Annotated in this window: 19 protein-coding genes and 2 pseudogenes; 8 read left to right on the plus strand and 13 right to left on the minus strand. The window is 38.0% G+C overall.

From position 1 onward, the window contains the following. Positions 1-156: 156 nt before the first annotated feature. The 9 genes and pseudogenes from AC1DND_RS09825 to AC1DND_RS09865 all read right to left on the minus strand — a co-directional run bounded on the left by AC1DND_RS09825 (position 157) and on the right by AC1DND_RS09865 (position 9,708). Positions 157-456 (minus strand): GIY-YIG nuclease family protein, encoded by a 300-nt coding sequence (locus AC1DND_RS09825; protein WP_477581213.1) that lies wholly within the window; start codon positions 454-456, stop codon positions 157-159. Positions 457-540: 84 nt separating this feature from the next. Then, positions 541-1,200: an SGNH/GDSL hydrolase family protein gene (locus AC1DND_RS09830; RefSeq protein ID WP_477581215.1), complete on the minus strand. Its 660-nt coding sequence runs from the start codon at positions 1,198-1,200 to the stop codon at positions 541-543. 16 nt (positions 1,201-1,216) lie between these two features. After that, on the minus strand, positions 1,217-2,785 hold the full coding sequence (locus AC1DND_RS09835; protein WP_477581217.1) for a serine hydrolase: 1,569 nt from the start codon (positions 2,783-2,785) through the stop codon (positions 1,217-1,219). Between the two features lie 236 nt (positions 2,786-3,021). After that, the gene (locus tag AC1DND_RS09840) at positions 3,022-3,963 is read right to left on the minus strand and encodes a hypothetical protein (RefSeq protein WP_477581218.1); all 942 of its coding nucleotides are present in this window, start codon (positions 3,961-3,963) and stop codon (positions 3,022-3,024) included. 98 nt (positions 3,964-4,061) lie between these two features. After that, positions 4,062-5,246, minus strand: coding sequence for a M20 metallopeptidase family protein (locus AC1DND_RS09845; RefSeq protein ID WP_477581220.1), 1,185 nt, complete (start codon positions 5,244-5,246; stop codon positions 4,062-4,064). Further along, positions 5,233-5,676 (minus strand): SPOR domain-containing protein, encoded by a 444-nt coding sequence (locus AC1DND_RS09850; protein ID WP_215130087.1) that lies wholly within the window; start codon positions 5,674-5,676, stop codon positions 5,233-5,235. The genes AC1DND_RS09845 and AC1DND_RS09850 overlap by 14 nt, the downstream gene beginning before the upstream one ends. A gap of 268 nt (positions 5,677-5,944) precedes the next feature. After that, positions 5,945-7,360, minus strand: a pseudogene (locus tag AC1DND_RS09855) (preprotein translocase subunit SecA); the annotation flags it as partial. Between the two features lie 174 nt (positions 7,361-7,534). After that, positions 7,535-9,201: pseudogene (locus AC1DND_RS09860) on the minus strand (preprotein translocase subunit SecA); the annotation flags it as partial. 138 nt (positions 9,202-9,339) lie between these two features. Further along, complete coding sequence (locus AC1DND_RS09865; RefSeq protein ID WP_477581222.1) at positions 9,340-9,708, minus strand: hypothetical protein; 369 nt, start codon at positions 9,706-9,708, stop codon at positions 9,340-9,342. A 147-nt stretch (positions 9,709-9,855) separates the two neighbouring features. On the opposite strand from AC1DND_RS09865, the gene AC1DND_RS09870 reads away from it, so the two are divergent. Beyond that, positions 9,856-10,842, plus strand: a complete 987-nt coding sequence (locus AC1DND_RS09870) for a pirin family protein (RefSeq protein WP_477581224.1) — start codon at positions 9,856-9,858, stop codon at positions 10,840-10,842. A gap of 442 nt (positions 10,843-11,284) precedes the next feature. Here AC1DND_RS09870 and AC1DND_RS09875 read toward each other — a convergent pair whose 3' ends face one another. Further along, positions 11,285-12,238, minus strand: coding sequence for a Smr/MutS family protein (locus AC1DND_RS09875; RefSeq protein ID WP_477581226.1), 954 nt, complete (start codon positions 12,236-12,238; stop codon positions 11,285-11,287). 99 nt (positions 12,239-12,337) lie between these two features. After that, positions 12,338-13,258, minus strand: coding sequence for a ribosome small subunit-dependent GTPase A (rsgA, locus tag AC1DND_RS09880; protein WP_477581227.1), 921 nt, complete (start codon positions 13,256-13,258; stop codon positions 12,338-12,340). 197 nt (positions 13,259-13,455) lie between these two features. Between rsgA and fumC the strand changes: the two genes are divergently transcribed. The 7 genes from fumC (at position 13,456) to AC1DND_RS09915 (ending at position 18,527) form a co-directional block, all read left to right on the plus strand. After that, entirely contained in the window at positions 13,456-14,853 is a 1,398-nt protein-coding gene (fumC, locus tag AC1DND_RS09885) for a class II fumarate hydratase (protein ID WP_477581229.1), read from the plus strand. A gap of 191 nt (positions 14,854-15,044) precedes the next feature. Next, the gene (locus tag AC1DND_RS09890) at positions 15,045-15,392 is read left to right on the plus strand and encodes a hypothetical protein (RefSeq protein WP_477581230.1); all 348 of its coding nucleotides are present in this window, start codon (positions 15,045-15,047) and stop codon (positions 15,390-15,392) included. A 7-nt stretch (positions 15,393-15,399) separates the two neighbouring features. Continuing rightward, positions 15,400-15,915, plus strand: a complete 516-nt coding sequence (locus AC1DND_RS09895) for a fumarate hydratase (protein WP_477581232.1) — start codon at positions 15,400-15,402, stop codon at positions 15,913-15,915. A 1-nt stretch (position 15,916) separates the two neighbouring features. After that, on the plus strand, positions 15,917-16,723 hold the full coding sequence (locus AC1DND_RS09900; RefSeq protein ID WP_477581234.1) for a S1/P1 nuclease: 807 nt from the start codon (positions 15,917-15,919) through the stop codon (positions 16,721-16,723). A 118-nt stretch (positions 16,724-16,841) separates the two neighbouring features. Beyond that, the gene (locus AC1DND_RS09905; protein WP_477581235.1) at positions 16,842-17,282 is read left to right on the plus strand and encodes a hypothetical protein; all 441 of its coding nucleotides are present in this window, start codon (positions 16,842-16,844) and stop codon (positions 17,280-17,282) included. A 2-nt stretch (positions 17,283-17,284) separates the two neighbouring features. Further along, the gene (locus AC1DND_RS09910) at positions 17,285-17,719 is read left to right on the plus strand and encodes a low molecular weight protein-tyrosine-phosphatase (protein ID WP_477581237.1); all 435 of its coding nucleotides are present in this window, start codon (positions 17,285-17,287) and stop codon (positions 17,717-17,719) included. A gap of 40 nt (positions 17,720-17,759) precedes the next feature. Beyond that, entirely contained in the window at positions 17,760-18,527 is a 768-nt protein-coding gene (locus AC1DND_RS09915; protein WP_477581239.1) for a ThuA domain-containing protein, read from the plus strand. 144 nt (positions 18,528-18,671) lie between these two features. Here AC1DND_RS09915 and AC1DND_RS09920 read toward each other — a convergent pair whose 3' ends face one another. Both AC1DND_RS09920 and AC1DND_RS09925 read right to left on the minus strand, forming a co-directional pair. Beyond that, positions 18,672-19,079: a hypothetical protein gene (locus AC1DND_RS09920; protein ID WP_477581241.1), complete on the minus strand. Its 408-nt coding sequence runs from the start codon at positions 19,077-19,079 to the stop codon at positions 18,672-18,674. Between the two features lie 58 nt (positions 19,080-19,137). Then, the coding region (locus AC1DND_RS09925) for a hypothetical protein (protein ID WP_477581242.1) at positions 19,138-19,715 on the minus strand (578 nt) is incomplete at its 5' end.

The raw sequence follows: 19,715 nt of genomic DNA on the forward strand, positions 1-19,715 counted from the left end.
TCGTCATTGCGAGGAGGCACGACGAAGCAATCTTTTATGCTTTTATTTATTTTCAATTGGTTACCGTCAAACAGGAAAGATTGCTTCACTCCATCGCACAATCCCCTTCTTCAGTTCGCAATGACGATATATTTTTAATCTACAATGGTATAATATTTACCATTCTTTCACTATCTCCCATAAATCCTTCCATTCAGGACTCATGGATTCTATTAATTTTATCTTTTTTTTACGGCTTCCACCCTTAATTCTCTTTTCTTCTGCAATCGCTTCCTCTATCGAATCATAAGAACAAAAATAAACAAGTTTGTCCATGTTATATTTAGCCGAAAAAGATTTCGGATATACCTTGTCTCTATCCTCTTTTATCCTAAACATTAAATCTGAAGTAACTCCGACATATAATGTAGTATGAGTAAAATTAGTAATAATGTAAACTGTCCCTCCTCTTTCCATTATTATTTTGATCTGTTAAACTGGAAAGATTGCTTCACTCCATTGTACAATCCCCTTCTTCGCTTCGCAATGACGAATATCTATCTACTTCACCAAAGGCAATAACTGATCGGCAACCAATTTATTACCTGTTTCATTTAAGTGTACTCTATCAACAGTTAAAATGCCTTTTTCTTTATCCTCTGGATTATTTTTTGCCTCGTACTCTGCAAAAATTTTCCTTAAATCGCATACAGGAAGATTATTTTTTGCAGCCAATGTTCTAATACCTTCAGCATATTTATTCAAATCGGCATCTAGCTCATTCGTACCATCTTTTTTCTCACCAACAACTGATGGAGTAACCAATACCACTTTGCTGCCTACACCCTGAATTTTGTTGATCAGCGCCTGATAAAACTTTAAATATTTGTCATAATCGGTTCCGGTATGAGAAGATTGTTTATGCCAAACATCATTAATACCGACATAAATCACCACTAAATCGGGTTTCTTGTTGAGCACATCATCTTCTAAACGCAGGTATAAATCGTAAACCTTGTTGCCGCCAATTCCGGCTCCAATTATATCATATTTAGTAGAATCGAGCGATTTTTTGATCAGGGTTACATATCCGTTTTTAGAAACACCCTGTTGGGTAATCGAGTCGCCAAAGAAGATAATCCGTTTTGGTTTAAATGTCATTGATGTAAATGCAATTAAGCAAAAGCTTAGTAAAATACTCGTTTTAAATAATGTTTTCATTGTATAATTGGTTAGGTTATTTTTTATCGGTCTTTTTAAAATCCAGGTCCTGGAAATCGAAACTAAAATCGGTTAGCGGCGAAATCGCTTCTATTTTAAAACCATTGGCCGAAGCATTGTTATCTAAACTAAAATTAACAAAAGCATCGGCATCTAAACTTCTATCGTACCATTTTACAATAAAGGTATTTCCTTTGTAGTAAGTCATGTCGCCTTTCAATTTTGGAGCGTTTTTAGCCTGAAAATGCATCTTGCCGTTCACCTCACTAATGGTTACATCGCCAAACCAGGCATCATGAAAAATGCCATAATAATGTTTAACATCTGGCTTTGCGACCGACAGTTTTTGCTGAGCCGCAATATCGTTCCAAACTTTGCTTACCATCTCGTCAGCCTGTTTTTCGTTTCTGAGCCTGTTATCGTTATAGGTTTTAATCCTGTCCTGTCCTCTAATACCAAGATAACCATCTTTAATCGAATTGGTGATCGAATTAAAAGCAGCACCAGATTGCTGATTGGTTAATACAATAATGCCCAATTTCATCTCTGGAATGATCGTTACCTGTGTTACAATCCCTGACAGACCGCCTGTGTGTGTTGCCTGAAAATTGCCATTTACATTACTCAAAAACCAACCTAGGCCATAACTACTAAAAGCAGCTGGATTACCTCCTGCAATAATGGTCTGCGGCGTCCAAAGTTCTCTTGCCACAGCAGGACTGAATAATTTCTTGTCAAGAGTTTCGCCATATTTGCCGCCATTGATCATGGCCATTACCCATTTGCTCATATCGGTAACGTTCGAATAAATTCCACCAGCAGCATTTGCGATCTCTCCGAAGCTTAGTCCTACAGGAAGCAGTTTACCTTCGTAAGGGGCATGGCCATCAATTACATTCGATTTGTCTTTTAAGCGGTACCACGAAGCTGCCGTTTTGGTCATGCCTAATGGTTTAATGATCCTGCTTTCAATAAAATCTTCGTAAGTAATTCCTGAAACCCTTGCTACCACATCGCCAGCAACAATATACATCAGGTTGTCGTAATCGTATTTGGTACGGAAAGAGGAAACCGGCTTTAAATAACGCAGGTTATGGATCAATTGCTTTTTATCAACGGTTGAAGAATCTGGCCAGATCATTAAATCGCCCGCACCTAAACCCAAACCGCTGCGGTGCGTGAGCAAATCGCGGATAGTAAATTCGCTGGTTACGTAGGCATCGTACATTTTAAACTCCGGAATTACATCGGTAACTTTAGTATCCCAGGTGATTTTCTTTTCATCAACCAACATACCCAATGCCGCAGCCGTGAATGCTTTTGTATTTGATGCCACACCAAAAAGGGTATTCTCATCAACCTTTTTATTGGTTTTGATGGAACTTACCCCATAACCTTTTAAATGGATTATTTTACCGTCTTTAATTACAGAAACTGCAATTCCGGGAACATTAAAGGTGGTGAGTGTTTTTTCTACAACACTATCGATCTGTTTTGAAGTGAGCACCTGTGCATGTACATGAAGGCCCAAAAACAGTGATAAAGCTAATGATATTTTAAATTTTAACGGGGAAAGGAATTGCATATTTATTGGTTTAAATAATCGTTTAAAGATAATAACCTGAGTTCGATTAATATTTATCATGATGATTAATTTTTACTCTTTACCCCAATGCGATCGTCGTCCTGAATTTATTTTACAAGTAGAAATAGTGTTTTCAATTGTCTTGTAGCTACTACGCGGTCAGCATCTTTCATGCAAAATAGACCCTGAAATGAATTCAGGGTGACGGCTCTCTAGAAAGACATATTATTAAATCCTTATTTGCCCTTTTCGAGTTTATAATCTTTGTGTACGATTAAAAAACTAGCCCGTTCTTCCTTTTTGAAAGGATAATCCCAGTTACCCTGGTAGGTAATTTTGGTTGGTAATTTATCGTCTCCGAAATAGCCCATTTCTATATTCATCTGCACATCAAAATCGAACAGCATATTGCTGTATTTCATATCTACATAACGCCCCAGAATATTGAAATTTCTTTTATCGAAAATGGTAACCAGTTCCTTGATCATGATGCCATCTTTTGTCCAGCTGCTTAAATCGGGTTTAACTGAAACCTTAAAACGATAAACCGGAATAGAATCAAGATAGGTACCGCTGGTGAAACCATAATCATAATACTGGCGCATATTGGCTGAAAATATTTCGGTTTTACTGCCAATAAAAGGAACTTTTACCGGACGGCCAGGATTAAAGATTAATGTTTTGAGTTTGTCTTTATAACTTTCATTTGTTCCGCCCTTTCCGTCAGGTTTGGGTGCATTGGGTACAAAATCGGTGTTATAGGCATTCATAAAAATGTAATCGAACATCTCTACGGTATAAAGTTGGTATTTGCCATTTTTCTTATAAATTTTCCCGGTATCCTGTTTTACCAGATACTCCATTTTATAAGGACCGCTATTGTTATGTCTTATTTTACGGTAAATTTTTCCATCAACCTTGTTCTTTTTATCGTAACTGTAAATCCTGTTTTCGGCAATGAAAGAATAACGTTTCATATCCCTAAACGATTGATAAAAGGAAGTATCGTACATCACCTTTCTGATAAATGTCTCTACATTCAATTTTTCGGCCTTGATATTTACTGCAGAATCGAGCGTAATGGTTTTAATTGTATCAGGATTAAAGCGGTTGATTTCCTGAGCGAAACCTGTGTAAAAGAGCGACGTTAACAATAATAACAAAAATACTTTTTTCATGGAAGGTAGATGTAAAAGGTAAAATGGATAATGTATCATGAAAGATGTAAAACGGGAGAAAGATTAATTCCGTCCATCTTACATCCTCCACCTTATCATTAATTCCCTAATTGTTTTAAAGCAATATAGGCCATTAATCCTGTTGATATTTTCAAGGCATCTTCATCAATATCAAATCTTGGTGTATGTACTGAATATTGCGTGTCTTTTGCGGCATTCCCAGTACCTAAACGATAAAAACAGGCATCTGTTACCTGCGAGTAGAAAGAAAAATCTTCGGCAGCCATCCAGATATCTAAATCAACCACATTGTCTTTCCCCAAAAATTCTTCGGCAAAAGCCTTTGCATTTGCTGTTAATTTTTCTTCGTTAATTAAAAATGGATAACCTCTATGGATATCAAAATCGCAACTTCCCCCCATACTTTCGGCAATTCCTTCAGCCATTTTTTTCATGCGTTTATGTGCTTCATCTCTCCAGCCCTCATCTAAGGTTCTAAACGTACCCTCGATTTTTACCTCATTCGGGATAATGTTAGTTGCTCCATTGGCATTTACCTTACCAAAAGATAAAACCGATGGTGTACGTGGATCGGCATTGCGACTAACAATCTGTTGCAAAGCAATAATGATATGCGATGCAATTAAAACCGGATCGATATTTTGGTGAGGCTGCGCACCATGACCACCTTTCCCGGTTACAGTAACATATAATTCATCTGTTGAGGCCATGTAAATACCTGAACGGAAACCTACTTTACCGGCATCAATTAACGGCATTACATGCTGACCAACAATATAATCCGGTTTTGGATTCTCCAATACACCTTCTTTAATCATGATACTTGCTCCGCCTGGCAACAACTCCTCTGCGGGCTGGAAGATCAATTTGATGGTTCCACCGAATTCATCTTTCATTTGGTTTAGGATATGAGCTGTTCCTAAAAGTGACGAAGTGTGAACATCGTGTCCGCAGGCATGCATTACGCCATGGTTTTTAGAACGGTAAGGTTTGTCGTTTGCTTCGTGAATAGGTAATGCATCCATATCGGCACGTAAAGCAATTACTTTATCAGATGGCTGGTTACCCTTAATTAAACCTACCACACCGGTATTGGCACAATCGGTATATTCAATTCCCCATTTTTTTAATTTATCCTTGATGAACAATGAAGTTTCGAATTCTTTGAAAGATAATTCAGGATTGGCATGGATATGTTGACGATAGCCTACTACATCGTTAAAAATGTTCGCGGCTAGTTCTTGGATTTTATTTTTGATCATTACTTGTTGTGGTATCTAAACTTGGTGCATTAATTTTTTCCCTAAAAATAAACAGTGTCGGGAAGTTTGGTCTGAGTTCGTTTATGAGGCGCTGCGCTTCTAAGCGTGTTCTAAAATCGCCCACTCGAACGTAATAGTTAGGTTCTTTATAAACGAGGTAGGTATTATATTTAGGATAAAGTCCTTTAAACCTTGCCTGTTCGTTAAAAACTTCGCGCCGGTCTGACCCATAGAAAATCTGTACGCGGTAACCGTAAGCCGAAACAATGGGTTTACCCGGTTTTACCTCTCCAGAAGTTTTATAAACTGCCAAACGTTTGGCAATTAAACTATCAATTAAGGGATCTTTTATAACCGTAACCTCTCCTTTTTGTGCAAAAGCAGTGGTAAAAAGGAACAAACAGCCTATAAAAGTTAATATTGTTTTCATGTGTAAAAGACCTTGGCATTTAGTGAGCAGATGAATAAAATATCATCTCATTTCTTCTTAACAACAAGAATGGGTCTTATAAGATGCTGACCACGTAGTAGCTACACGACAATTGAAAACACTATTTCTACTTGTAAAATAAATTCAGCATGACGTTGGAGCGAAGTAAATTCATTATGAGTGCAACTACACAAATAAAACTAGGGGTTTTAGTTATAAAAAAAGCCCCAACAAATGTTGAGGCTTGATAAAGCATTATATCTCTTGATTATAAATTAGCGCCGTGGCAATTTTTGAATTTTTTACCACTACCGCATGGGCAAGGTTCATTTCTGCCAACGGTTGCTTCCTTACGGATTGGCTGTTGTGGAACGGGCTCACGCGTATCGCCAAATTCGATACCTGGTTCTTCTCTACCAAATTCTTGTTTAGTAGTTTGCAACTTCGGCTGTTTTACCGGAGCTGGTGCTTCTCTAACCTGGTCTGGCTCTTGCTGAACCGGGATACCGCCTTTATATAAGAAACTTACTACTTCTTTATTTACCGCATTAAGCATGTTTTTAAATAGGTTGAAAGCTTCCATTTTATAAATCACCAATGGATCTTTTTGTTCGTAAACTGCATTTTGTACAGATTGCTTCAAATCATCCATTTCGCGTAAATGCTCTTTCCAGCTATCATCGATCAAGGCAAGGACAATGGTTTTTTCGAATGAACGAACTACTTCTTTTCCTTTATTATCGATAGCTTTTTTCAAATCAACCGCTACCTGAATACCACGGATACCATCAGTAAACGGAACCACAATCTGTTCGATGTGCTCGCCACGTTCCTGATAAACCTGGGTTAAAACTGGTAATGATTGTTGGATAATGGCTTCCGATTTACGTGCGTAAAATGCTTCAGCTTCATCAAATAACCTTTCAGTTAACTGAGGGATGTTGGTTGAAGTAAATTCTTTTTCGGTAATGGCCGTATCTAAAGAGAAGTTTTTGATTACTTCCAGTTTAAAACCATCGTAATTTCCTTCTTGTTTATATTCGCTTACGATATCTTCAGCAACATCGAAAACCATATTGTTCATATCTACATCTAAACGCTCGCCAAATAACGCGTTTTTACGTTTAGCGTAAATTACAGTACGTTGCGAGTTCATCACATCATCGTACTCCAATAAACGTTTACGGATACCAAAGTTGTTTTCTTCTACTTTTTTCTGTGCACGTTCGATAGATTTGGTAATCATAGAGTGTTGGATCACTTCACCATCTTCGATACCCATACGTACCATAATACCAGAAATACGTTCTGAACCAAATAAACGCATTAAGTTATCTTCTAACGAAACGAAGAACTGAGATGAACCCGGATCGCCCTGACGACCTGCACGACCACGTAACTGTCTATCTACACGACGAGACTCGTGACGCTCGGTACCTACAATGGCTAAACCGCCAGCTTCTTTAACACCTGCACCCAATTTAATATCGGTACCACGACCAGCCATGTTGGTTGCAATGGTTACAGTTCCTGCCTGACCAGCTTCGGCAACAATATCGGCCTCTTTCTGGTGCATTTTCGCATTTAATACATTGTGTTTAATTCCGCGGAGTTTAAGCATACGGCTTAACAATTCTGAAATCTCTACCGATGTTGTACCCACCAATACCGGGCGACCAGCTTGCGGCTCTAGTTGCCCTGTTTCAGGATTAACCGCTGGGATTAATGCACCTTTAGCATCGAGCTTAGGCACAGCCCTACCTGTTGGATCGTATTTGATTACCGGTTTGCCATCTTTTTGTTTTGGATTTCCTTCTTTATCCAATTCATATTCTGTTTCGTAGTGAGAATACGGGAAAACAAGAAACTGAATTTCTGAAGCAACAGCGTTATATTTTTCACGAACAGTACGGTAAACGTAATCCTGCTCATCTTTTCTAGAAATATTTCTGTTGGTTGGAATTTCTACCACATCTAGTTTATAGATTGACCAAAACTCGCCTCTACATCAATTTCAAATAAAGTATAAGCTTTTAACAATTGGTTAACCGAGTGGATGCGTTCTGCTTTAACAGAATAATCGCGCATTAAGGCATCTTTTTGAACAACCTTTTCTTCTAAAGGCATGTCAGATTTCTCTAAATCTGCAACTTCAGTACCTACATCAGGCAATACGAAGAAATGAGGATCTTCACCTGACTGGGTAATCAGTTCGATACCTTTTTCAGTTAACTCAACCTGGTTATTTTTCTCATCGATATAGAAATACAATTCAGAATCTACCTTAGGCATATTCTTAGATTGATCTGCCATATAGTGGTTTTCGGTTTTCAACAACAAACCACGAACACCGCTTTCACTTAAAAACTTAATTAAAGCTTTGTTTTTTGGCAAACCACGGTATGCACGCAATAAGGCTAAACCACCTTCACCTTCTTCGGTTCCGCTGTTGCCTGCGTTGATTAATTTCTTCGCTTCGTTTAATGCTTGGGTTACATAAGCTTTTTGTGCATTAACCAAACGTTCGATACGTGGTTTTAATTCATAAAACTCATGCTCATCGCCACGTGGAATCGGACCTGAGATAATCAAAGGGGTACGGGCATCATCAATCAAAACTGAATCGACCTCATCCACCATTGCAAAATGCTGCTTGCGCTGCACCAATTGATCAGGTGTCTGCGACATATTGTCACGCAGGTAATCAAAACCGAATTCATTATTGGTTCCGTAGGTAATATCTGCGGCATAAGCTTTTCTCCTTTCTTCAGAGTTTGGCTCATGTTTATCAATACAATCTACACTTAAACCATGAAATTCGAATAAGGGGCCATTCCACTCACTATCACGACGGGCCAAGTAATCATTCACGGTAACAATATGAACACCTTGTCCGGCCAATGCATTTAAATAAGCCGGCAATGTACTTACCAGGGTTTTACCCTCACCGGTAGCCATCTCGGCAATTTTACCGCTGTGCAATACAATACCACCAATTAGCTGTACATCGTAATGCACCATATTCCAAACGACTTCGGTTCCTGCAGCATCCCACCTATTCGCCCATTGTGCTTTATCGCCAACAATTTTAACATTGTTTTTTCTTGCAGCATAATCTCTATCGAACTGGGTTGCGGTAACCTCTAAATAATCGTTTTCGCTTAAACGACGAGAAGTTTCTTTAATTACAGCGAAAGCTTCCGGAAGGATTTCCAAAAGTACTTTCTCTAATTCTGTGTCGCGCTCTTTACCTAAGGCATCAACCTGATCATAAATCGCTGTTTTCTGGTGAAGATCTAAATCTTCGCTTTCTGCATCAGCTTTTAGTGCTGAAATTTTCTCATCAATTTCGGTTAAAAAGGCCGAAATCTTTTCTTTAAATTCTATGGTTTTACCACGTAACTCATCGTTGCTAAGCGCAGACAGTTTACTGTAGTGTTCGTTAATTTTAACAACCAATGGCTGAATAGCCTTTATATCTCTTTCTGATTTACTTCCGAAAACCTTCGCTAAAAATCCTAACATTATAATATTTTAAATCGTATTTATTATTAAAAAATGGTGTGTTACAACAACCAAGCCATTGTCTTTCTTAAGTCAGTTTGGCAGTTGTTGGTATGAATGAGGCTAAAAACCTCTCAAAAAATCTTGTAGAAAAGAAAATTAGGGACTATTGTTCTTCGGTTTTTTTCTGATTGTTAAATCGGCAATTACCTGATTTACGCTCACATATTTTGCAACTTTCAATTGGGCTTGGGTCCCGATTAAAGCAAGCTTGGTGTACGATAACAGATAAGGGTTACGGTCTTCATTAAGTTGAACCGACTCTTTACCTGTTGAATTAACGCTGATATTATGCTCGTTACAATATTCGTTTAATATCCTTAGCCCTTCAACGCGTTCGGCTTTTGCCAAATGTGTTAAGCTAAAAAATACAAGCGATATGGTAACCAGGTGTTTCATTAATAGCGGCAAAGCTAGTTTTAATCTTTTATAAAAAGAAATTACATCATCGCAAAAAGCGTTCCTCAATTTCTAAGCTTTTTTTGCTTTTGTTTTCAACAGGTTTCGAACTCACGTTTAAATGGAACGTAAAAGCTTAGTATAATCCTTATAATTGTTTTATTTTCATAAAGACGTTAGGATTTCTTAGCGTCTTTTTTAATTTTATGCATGTCAATGAAAGTAATTACGCTATGCTATCGAAAAATAATTGATGCAACCAATACCAGCACATGGGACAAGTTTGTACATGAAGACAGTTTTGCTGAATTTAAAATGCAAGCTCAATTTTATAATCAGGAAGAGCGGCTTACTACTTTCGCCGAAATGGTACTGAATGTTCCAGAGGCAGAGAAGTTACATTTTTTGGTCAGTGCAGCTATTACTGGCTATTTGCGCCAGTTAAATGGAATTATTCCTGATGTACTGGATAATTTAGGCAGACGTTTTCTGACTTTTGAAAACTTTAAATTCGAATTGATCAATTCGGACATTAACAGTCTTGAAAAGCGGGGCTTAACAGAAACTTCGGCACTAAGAAGATACAGCACCTTTAATTTTGAGAAATATTACAGTGAGCACAGAACACCTTTCGGCAACTTATTTTTATGTAATGATGAATCGATTGCTGGCGGAAAGGTTACGTTTTTTCTATGCAAGGAAGATTCGCTCCAGATATTTATGCCCATTACTGGCGGAATTGATATTGTTGCCAACGGAAAAGAATTTGCTTTAGAAACCGGGCAAGTACAGGTGTTGAATATGGGTAAGGGAGAAGTTTTAGAAATCAGCAATCCTTATCAAAACAATGTGATTAACTACATACAGTTTGGGATTAAAACCGATATGTTTTTAATGCGGGCAAGTGAAATGCTTTTCAGTTTCGATTTTGAGAAAAACAAGAACCAGCTGCTCGAAATTATATCAAACCCAAAATTGCCTTTTAAATTAAGTGCCGGCATTTTTGCTGGTCGTGAAGAAGCAGTTTATAAAATGCAAAGTCCAAACCATCGGTTCTATGCTTTTATTATTGATGGGGCTTTCGAAATTGAAGGCCGCTTGATGCACTCAAGAGATGGTTTAGCGCTCTGGGATATTGAACAGGTAGAACTGGAAGCATTGGGCAACAATGCAATTGTAGTGGTTTTGGAGTTTGGATTTTAGTTTTTTTGTCATTCTGAATGCAATGAAGAATCTTTAATTTACTAATAGATTCTGAAACAAGTTCAGAATCATCTTCTCTGTGAAGTCAGATGTTACCATCTGACTTATTGCACATCTAAAAAGATTTGATTCAGTGTAAGATCCAGCGAAGCGTAGCCCTGCAAAGCCCGCCCCTTTCCCGTTCTTCACGGGATTGGGCAACGCCCAAATAATAAATTACCAGTTTATCCTTCTACAGACTCAGGATTGAATTCACCTTCTGTTATTCTGAACACACCGTATAGAATTTTTAATTTACCAAATAGATTCTGAAACAAGTTCAGAATGACGAATCGCATGGGAAAGACTGCAATGCAATCAGATGTGACCATCTTACCTAGCGTAAATCTAAAAAGATGATTCAGTGTAAGATGGTACATCTTACACCACAAACAAAAGCCTACTATTTAAAAACCACTTCTGTAGCCCCGTAACCAAACTTTTCTTTTCTGGCATCCATGTATGTTTTTACATGTGGGTTTTTACTGATCAGTTTATGGATTTTATCTCGTAGAGTACCATTTCCTGAACCGTGGATAAAAACGATTTTATCGAAATGATGCACAACCGCAGCATCCATCGCAGTTTGAAAATGATTGATCTGTATCTGCAACATTTCATCAGCTTCCAGAAAATGATGATCATCTCTCAATTTTTCGATGTGCAGATCGATTTCTTTTTGAGGGGCTGTAACTGTTTTTTTCTCTTCAGTTGATTTAAAAAAACTTTCTTTTAATTTTTGCGGATCGATGGTTACCGGAACCAGATCATCCAAGCGGATTAACCAGCCCTTATTTCTCAATTGAGGCAATTCCTTTTGTTCGGTGCTAAAATCTTTTGCCCTAAATTTCTTACGGATTACCAAAGGATCGATAGGTTTCACATCAGCTTTGCTAAATACTAAAACCTGAAAGTTAAATTCTGGCCAAAGATCAAGATCAGCCAAGGAAGCAGAATAAACTAAAGTAGAGCCGTAAGATTCGATTATCCCATGAAAAGCACCTGCATACTTCTCTTTACGCTCCGTAGTTAAGTTTACCAATAAAATATTTGGAGAATGGTTCTGCAGGTGAAAATGTACCACATTACCGGCCTTATCATCGGTAGCAACAGCTATATAAATACCGTTTTCGATTTTGTTAATACTGGGGATATTTACATGGACGGGTTTGGGGGCATCTAACTCTTCGGCTACCACACCATGACCATGTACAGAAGTTAAATTACTCACCGCAACAGGTATCTCGAAACCATCTTCATCGGTAACACCTAAAGTTTGGCTATCGATAATTTTAGTTACATAACCTTCACGTTTTTCATCAACAAAACGCACAAAATCTCCCAGTTTAAATTTCATTACTTATTTTTTTGTAAAGGTTTTCAATCTAATTCGTTGGTTCAATCAAGAAGTATTTTATCACGCATCATATCTTCTGACTTTCGACCCCTCACTCAATTAATGACGAGTATCGTTTCCGTGATAAATGCTCAGGTAACTTTCATACCTCGAAACGGCAATTTCGCCCTCGTTTACCGCGGCTAAAACGGCACAACCAGGCTCATTAATGTGCCTGCAGTTGTTAAAACGGCAATTGTGCGAGGTTTTAAAGATTTCTCTAAAAAAATGACCTAGTTCTTCTTTTTCAATATCAATAACGCCCAGTTCTCTAATTCCGGGAGAATCGACAATGAAACCGCCCTGTGGTAATTCGAACATTTCGGCAAAAGTAGTGGTATGCTGCCCTTTATCGCTCCAGTCTGAAACCTCTCCCGTTCTTAAATCACGATCGGGCAATAATGCATTAATTAAACTCGATTTCCCAACGCCCGAGTGACCAGATATCAGTGTAATTTTATTTGTAATCAATTCCTGAATAACCGGAATATTAATGCCTTTTAAAGCCGAAACTTCGTAACAGGCATAACCAATACTCTCGTATATCTCTTTAAACTCCTGAAGAATTTCTAAACCCTCTTTACTAAACAGATCGAGTTTATTAAACACCAAAACCGCAGGTACATCGTAAGCCTCGGCCGTAACCAGGAAACGATCGATGAAACCTAAAGATGTACGGGGCGAAGCCAGCGTAACCACCAACATGGCCATATCCAAATTTGCAGCCAATATCTGCGCCTGCTTACTTAGGTTGATCGATTTGCGGATAATGTAGTTTTTACGTGGCAGCATTTCGTGTATCAAACCCTGGTTGCTATCCCGTTCCAGATCAAATTTCACCCTGTCGCCAACCGCAATCGGGTTGGTGGTTTTAAGTCCTTTAATCCTGAATTTCCCAACAATCCGGCAATCATAGCGTTCGCCATTATCGGCCAAAACACTATACCAGCTCCCTGTAGATTTAATAACTAATCCCTGCATATTTGCGGTAAAGGTATGAATATGATTTCATTGGTAGAAGCGGCTAGCCAGGATAAAAGTTTGTACATTATGTTGAAGAATAAAAAGAATACCGACATTTCGGCGATATATTTTGTTATCCATTAAATATCTTACATAAATCCAACGCTTTAAAAGGCAAAAAACCTAAATTTGCGACAATAAAAATCAAAAATATAATGAGTTTCAGAATAGAACACGATACCATGGGCGAGGTGCAGGTACCAGCCGACAAATACTGGGGTGCACAAACCGAACGCTCACGCAATAACTTCAAAATCGGACCAGAAGGTTCGATGCCAAAAGAAATTATCCATGCTTTTGGATACCTGAAAAAAGCAGCTGCGCTTGCCAATACCGAACTTGGTGTATTATCAGCAGAAAAAGCCGATTTAATTGCTAAAGCTTGTGATGAAATTATTGCTGGACAGTTAGATGATCAATTTCCCTTAGTAATCTGGCAAACAGGTTCGGGTACACAAAGCAACATGAATGGTAACGAGGTGATTGCAAACCGCGCTCATGTAATTAACGGTGGTTCATTAGCTGATGATAAAAAAGCACTTCACCCTAACGATGATGTAAATAAATCACAGTCATCAAACGATACTTACCCAACAGCAATGCACATTGCAGCCTATAAACTTACGGTAGAAAATACCATTCCAGGTTTAGAAAAATTAAGAAATACTTTAGCCAAAAAAGTAGAAGAATTCAGTTCGATCGTTAAAACCGGGCGTACACACTTTATGGATGCTACCCCACTTACCTTAGGGCAGGAATTTTCGGGTTATGTACAACAGATCGATAACAGCATCAGGGCCATTAAAAATGCTTTGGTTATGGTTGCCGAGCTGGCTTTAGGTGGCACCGCCGTTGGTACTGGCTTAAATACACCAAAAGGATATGATTTTTTAGTGGCTAAAAAAATTGCTGATTTAACCGGTTTACCATTTGTTACGGCTCCAAATAAATTTGAAGCCCTGGCAGCGCATGATGCAATGGTAGAGCTTTCTGGTGCTTTAAAACGTACTGCGGTTGCTTTAATGAAAGTAGCAAACGATGTAAGAATGTTAAGTTCTGGCCCACGTTGTGGTATTGGCGAAATTGTAATTCCTGATAATGAACCAGGATCTTCAATTATGCCAGGTAAAGTTAACCCTACGCAACCAGAAGCTTTGACTATGGTTTGTGCACAAGTAATCGGTAACGATGTTGCCGTTTCAGTGGGTGGGATGAGCGGCCATTTCGAACTTAATGTGTTTAAACCACTTATTGCGGCTAATGTATTACAGTCGGCCCGCTTAATTGGCGATGCCTGCGTTTCTTTCACCGATAAATGTGCGGAAGGAATCACCGCTAACTTGCCAGAAATTGAGAAGCATCTACAAAATTCTTTAATGTTGGTTACGGCTTTAAATCCGCATGTGGGTTACGAAAACGCCGCTAAAATTGCGAAGAAAGCACATAAAGAAAATAAAACTTTAAAAGCTGCAGCTGTAGAATTGGGCTTGTTAACCAACGAACAATTTGATGAATGGGTTCGCCCGGAAGACATGGTTGGCAGTTTGAAATAATTAATTTTAAAGATGTTATAAAATAAAATTTGTCATCCTGAGCTTGTCGAAGGACCTGCTATAAATTTATAGTAAAGCCTTTCGACAGGCTCAACGTGACAAATCCGAGTGAAAATATTTTATGCTACAACCTCTTTGTTAACGGCAACAATTATAGGTATAATCAATACGGTTAATTAAAAATAGATAATATGAATTCAGTACTCTCTACATTGCTCAGCTTAGTATCCATCATTCCTCCAGTTATCATATTTGGAACCTGCTGCTATTTTTTAGCAAAAAAAAATGTAGTTGAGGCCATTTTAATGACCATAGGCTCAGGAATTGGTATACTGATACACTTATTTTATATTCTATTGCCACTATGGATTAGTAACAGGAATATCCCCTACACTGAAATTTCAAAATATTATACTTTAACCGGTATTATCGGTGCACTAGCCAATATTTGTTTTGCAGCCGGCTTTTTAATCCTGATTACCAATACCATTAAAAAGAATACTGTAACACACGATCAATTTCCTAAAAGCATCGATTAACAATACAATGAACAAGCTGCACCTGGGTTTAAAGAATTTCTACATCATCCTTTTTACATTATCGATCTTACATGTAGCTTGTAGTCCGCGGCCTAATATACAGGGCAAAGGTGAAGATTTTATGCAAGGCGTCTGGAATGAAGATTCCGTCGCTTTTAGCAATAAACTGAGCAACTACACACAGCACCATTTCAAATTTACCTGCGATTCTGTTTATATTGACATGGTTACCTACAGCAAAGTAAATTTTTACGAAGATTCTTGCTACAACAATGGCATTTGGAAAGAATATGCCAGAGGCGTTTATGTTGTTAAAGGCGATACCCTATTTGTTGGTGCCACCTTTACACACGCTAACCATAAACAAAAAATATCGGGATGTTACCGCATTGGCCGATACGACAAGAACTTCCTGATCAAAAAGAAATCTGCAGATACATTATTGTTAGAAAGTTTAAGTGACCAACGCGAAATCATATTAAACCTCAAAGAAAAAATTACCTGCATACAAAAAGAATTATAAAATGATTTTAACATCAATTAAAAAGAAATTAACCATTGCACTAGTTTTTGGTTTTTTAGCTTATCTACCAATTCAGGCAAATGCCTGGGGCACCATTGGCCATCGTGTAGTTGGCGAAATTGCCGATAGTTACTTAAAAGCTAAAACACGCAAGGCTATTCAGGGCATCTTAGGTTATGAAACTTTGGCCATGAGTGCCAACTGGGGTGATTTTATCAAATCAGACTCTACCTACAATTACATGTATAACTGGCATTTTGTTAATCTTCCGGCGGGACTGAACAAAGAAGGCGTTTACAACTTTTTAGAAACTGAAAAATCACCTAATCTTTACAACAAAATACCTGATTTAATTGCTGTATTAAAGAAAGCAAGCAGCACTGCAGCCGAAAAGAAATTGGCTTTACGCATGTTGGTACACCTGGCAGGCGATTTATGTCAGCCTATGCATGTTGCCCGTAAAGATGATTTGGGTGGTAACCGTATTTCGGTGTTATGGTTCAATGAAAAATCGAACATCCACAGGGTTTGGGATGAACAGCTTATCGAATATCAGCAGTTGAGCTATACAGAATATGCGAAAGCAATTAATCACCCTTCAGCAATTCAGCTGTATAACTGGCAAAACACAGGCCTTAAAGATTGTATTTACGAATCGTACGGCATTTGCAATAAAATATACGATACCACCAAACCGGATGCTAAATTAAGCTATCGCTACAATTTTGATTGGGTTGATACCCTTAACGAACAGCTATTAAAAGGTGGTGTTCGATTGGCGAAAATGTTAAACGACATCTACGGATAATATTTTAGATATTCTCGATGCCTCAACGCTAAAAAGCTTGGGGCTTTTTTTTCGTCCGTTGTAGCATATCAGAAGCTAGTTTCGTTTATCTGATGTATACCAAAACCAATTAAAACTGATGAAAAAATTACTACTTATCTTAACCCTATGCATGGCATTTGCCTGTAAAAAGAAAGAAACTCTTGCAATTGACGATATTACGAGTTACAAATGGCCCTTGCAATCGGCAACTGTTAGTCCTGTTTTAACCGTAAACGAAAAATCGAGCAGCAATTTCATGACGCTTTCAGGACCTAGTTCTTGTTTAAACAACAATTACGCATTAAGTTTTTCATCAAACGGATCTTATGCTTTCACCTCTACAGGTCCATTATGCGACATGATGTCCTTTCAAAATGCCAAATGGACAAAAAGTGGAAATGAAATCACGCTAAATACTGGTTTCGGCAATACAGAAACTGTAAATTTAAACGGGACAAATATCATTCAAAAATATACTTTTGAGAAGGAAGGAACAACCTACACCGTTACTTATATATTTACAGCAAAATCTAAATAATATTGAAAATTTTAATGGTTTGCCTTGGTAACATCTGCCGTTCACCTTTGGCCGAAGGCATTATGCGCCATCTGGCAGATAAACAGAACTTAAATTGGGAAATTGCTTCGGCAGGAACGGGCAATTGGCATATCGGCAAAGCCCCCGATCACAGGAGTATTTCAGCAGCGAAAGCGCTAGGTTACGACATCAGCAAACAGCGGGCACAACAATTTAACCACTCTATGTTTGCTAAATACGATCTGATTTTGGTTATGGACCAGAATAATTTAGCTGATGTTAAAAACCTTGCTAAAAGCGAAGAAGAGCGAAAAAAGGTTAAACTTTTTCTTGATAACGACGAAGTTACAGATCCATATTGGGATAATGCCCTGTTTAACCCTGTTTGCAGGCAGGTTGAAGAAAGATGTATAGAAATTATCAAACAACTTTCTTAAATTTAAAGCTCAATATCCATCACTAACCAAGTCAGCAAAAATGAAAAAGTACCTATCCATATGCTTATTAATTGCATCCGTTTTTTTATTCCAAAGCTTTACCACCGCTAAGAAATCGGCAAAAGTTTTAGTTTTTTCCAAAACCAAAGGCTTTAGACACAACTCTATCGAGATCGGAAAAGAAGTGATCCAAAAGCTGGGCACTGAACATCACTTTGAAGTAGATACCACAGAAAATGCGGATGTTTTTACAGAAGATAACCTTAAAAAATATGCTGCTGTAATTTTTTTAAGTACCACAGGCGATGTTTTGGATAATAAACAACAGGTTGCTTTCGAAAGATATATCCAGGCCGGTGGAGGCTTTGTAGGCATCCACGCCGCAACCGATACTGAATACGATTGGCCTTGGTATGGTAAATTGGTCGGCGCTTATTTTACAAGTCACCCAGCAGTTCAGGAAGCTAAATTTATCATTAAAGACAAAAAACATCCTTCAACCAAATTCTTTACCGATTCAGTTTGGATGAGAAAAGATGAGCTATATAACTTTAAAGATATCAATCCAGATATTAAAGTGCTGATTACCTTAGATGAGAAATCTTATACCGGCGGTAAAAATGGTAATTTTCATCCTTTTAGCTGGTACCACAATTTTGATGGCGGAAGGGCTTTCTATACCTGTATGGGGCATACTAAAGAAGGCTGGGCTGATGATAAATTCCAGAACCATTTATGGGGCGGTATCGAATATGCCATAGGCAGACAAAAGAAACTAGACTACAGTAAGGCTCATTCTAAATTCTAAGATCAAGAGGTTGTATCACAAAGACAATTTTACCTCAGATGCTGTCATGTTGAGCTTGTTGAAACACCTTAAAAGTATTTAACAGGTCCTTCGACAAGCTCAACATGACAAATCTATATTTATGATACAACCTTTCATTCCCATCTAATAAAACAACTGAGAAAGCACATTGCTTGCACTTGGAACAGCAGGTTTTAACGAAGTAAACTTGGCCAATTGTGCAACCGTTAAAGCGGTTCCCAGTTTCGATTTCAATCCAGAAAACAATTTACCAAATTTGCTTTGATAAGCAGCAGGATCTGTTTTTTGAGTGGCCATAATGGTTGCTTTCTGCACCAGAAAATCTTTCACAATTGTAGTTACAGTTGGTTTTTGAGCCGGAGTTAAACTTAAGGCAGGAGCTAGTTTACCAATAATGCCAGAGGTTAAACTTGCCGCATCGAAACCTGTGCTTGCTGCCGCAGCAGATCCAACTTTACTTAAAAGACTTTGTGCATGAGATGCAAAGTTAAGGCCCAATACCAGGGCAGATAAAATCAATATTTTTTTCATTTCAATAGTTATATATTTAACTAAGGTAAATAATTTACACCTTTTAGGAATGAATATTTTATGAAGTTTTGGCTTTTTTCAAATTAACCAAATAAATATAATTCAGCATACAGAAAGAGGCCACAGCCCCGAAAGTATGCCATAAAAAATGCGTACCAATTGTTAATACATCCCATTTATCGGCAATGCGGAAAGTTAGCGCGAATATGAAAGCAATTAGGGCAAAGCCAACCCATTTGCCATTTTTCCACTCTGTTTTGATCAAATAACCAAATACCGGAAATAAAACCAGCGCGGCCATAAATGCATAATTGATGTTGATGAAGATCTGAAAATCGCCATTACTAAAAAGCCGCCTCACATAAAACTGAAAGAAAGCATACAAGGCTACAATTAAAACGGCAAAATACCACTTGGTTAGTTTGGAAAGAAAGTACACCCCAGCCGAAAGGCATAAAAGCATAATCGGCATCCAGTCCATCATAATAAAAATTGGCCAACGCCTCAATCCATGATAAGTGGTGCCTCCAATTCCGCCTATATAAAGTAAAACCAGGGCAATAGTTAGAAAGGTATGCTGTTTAAAATTCCCCCAAATTTTTATTGTCCAATACACTGCAATAGCTAAAAAAAAGC

It is taken from the genome of Pedobacter sp. 01N416, assembly GCF_056399685.1.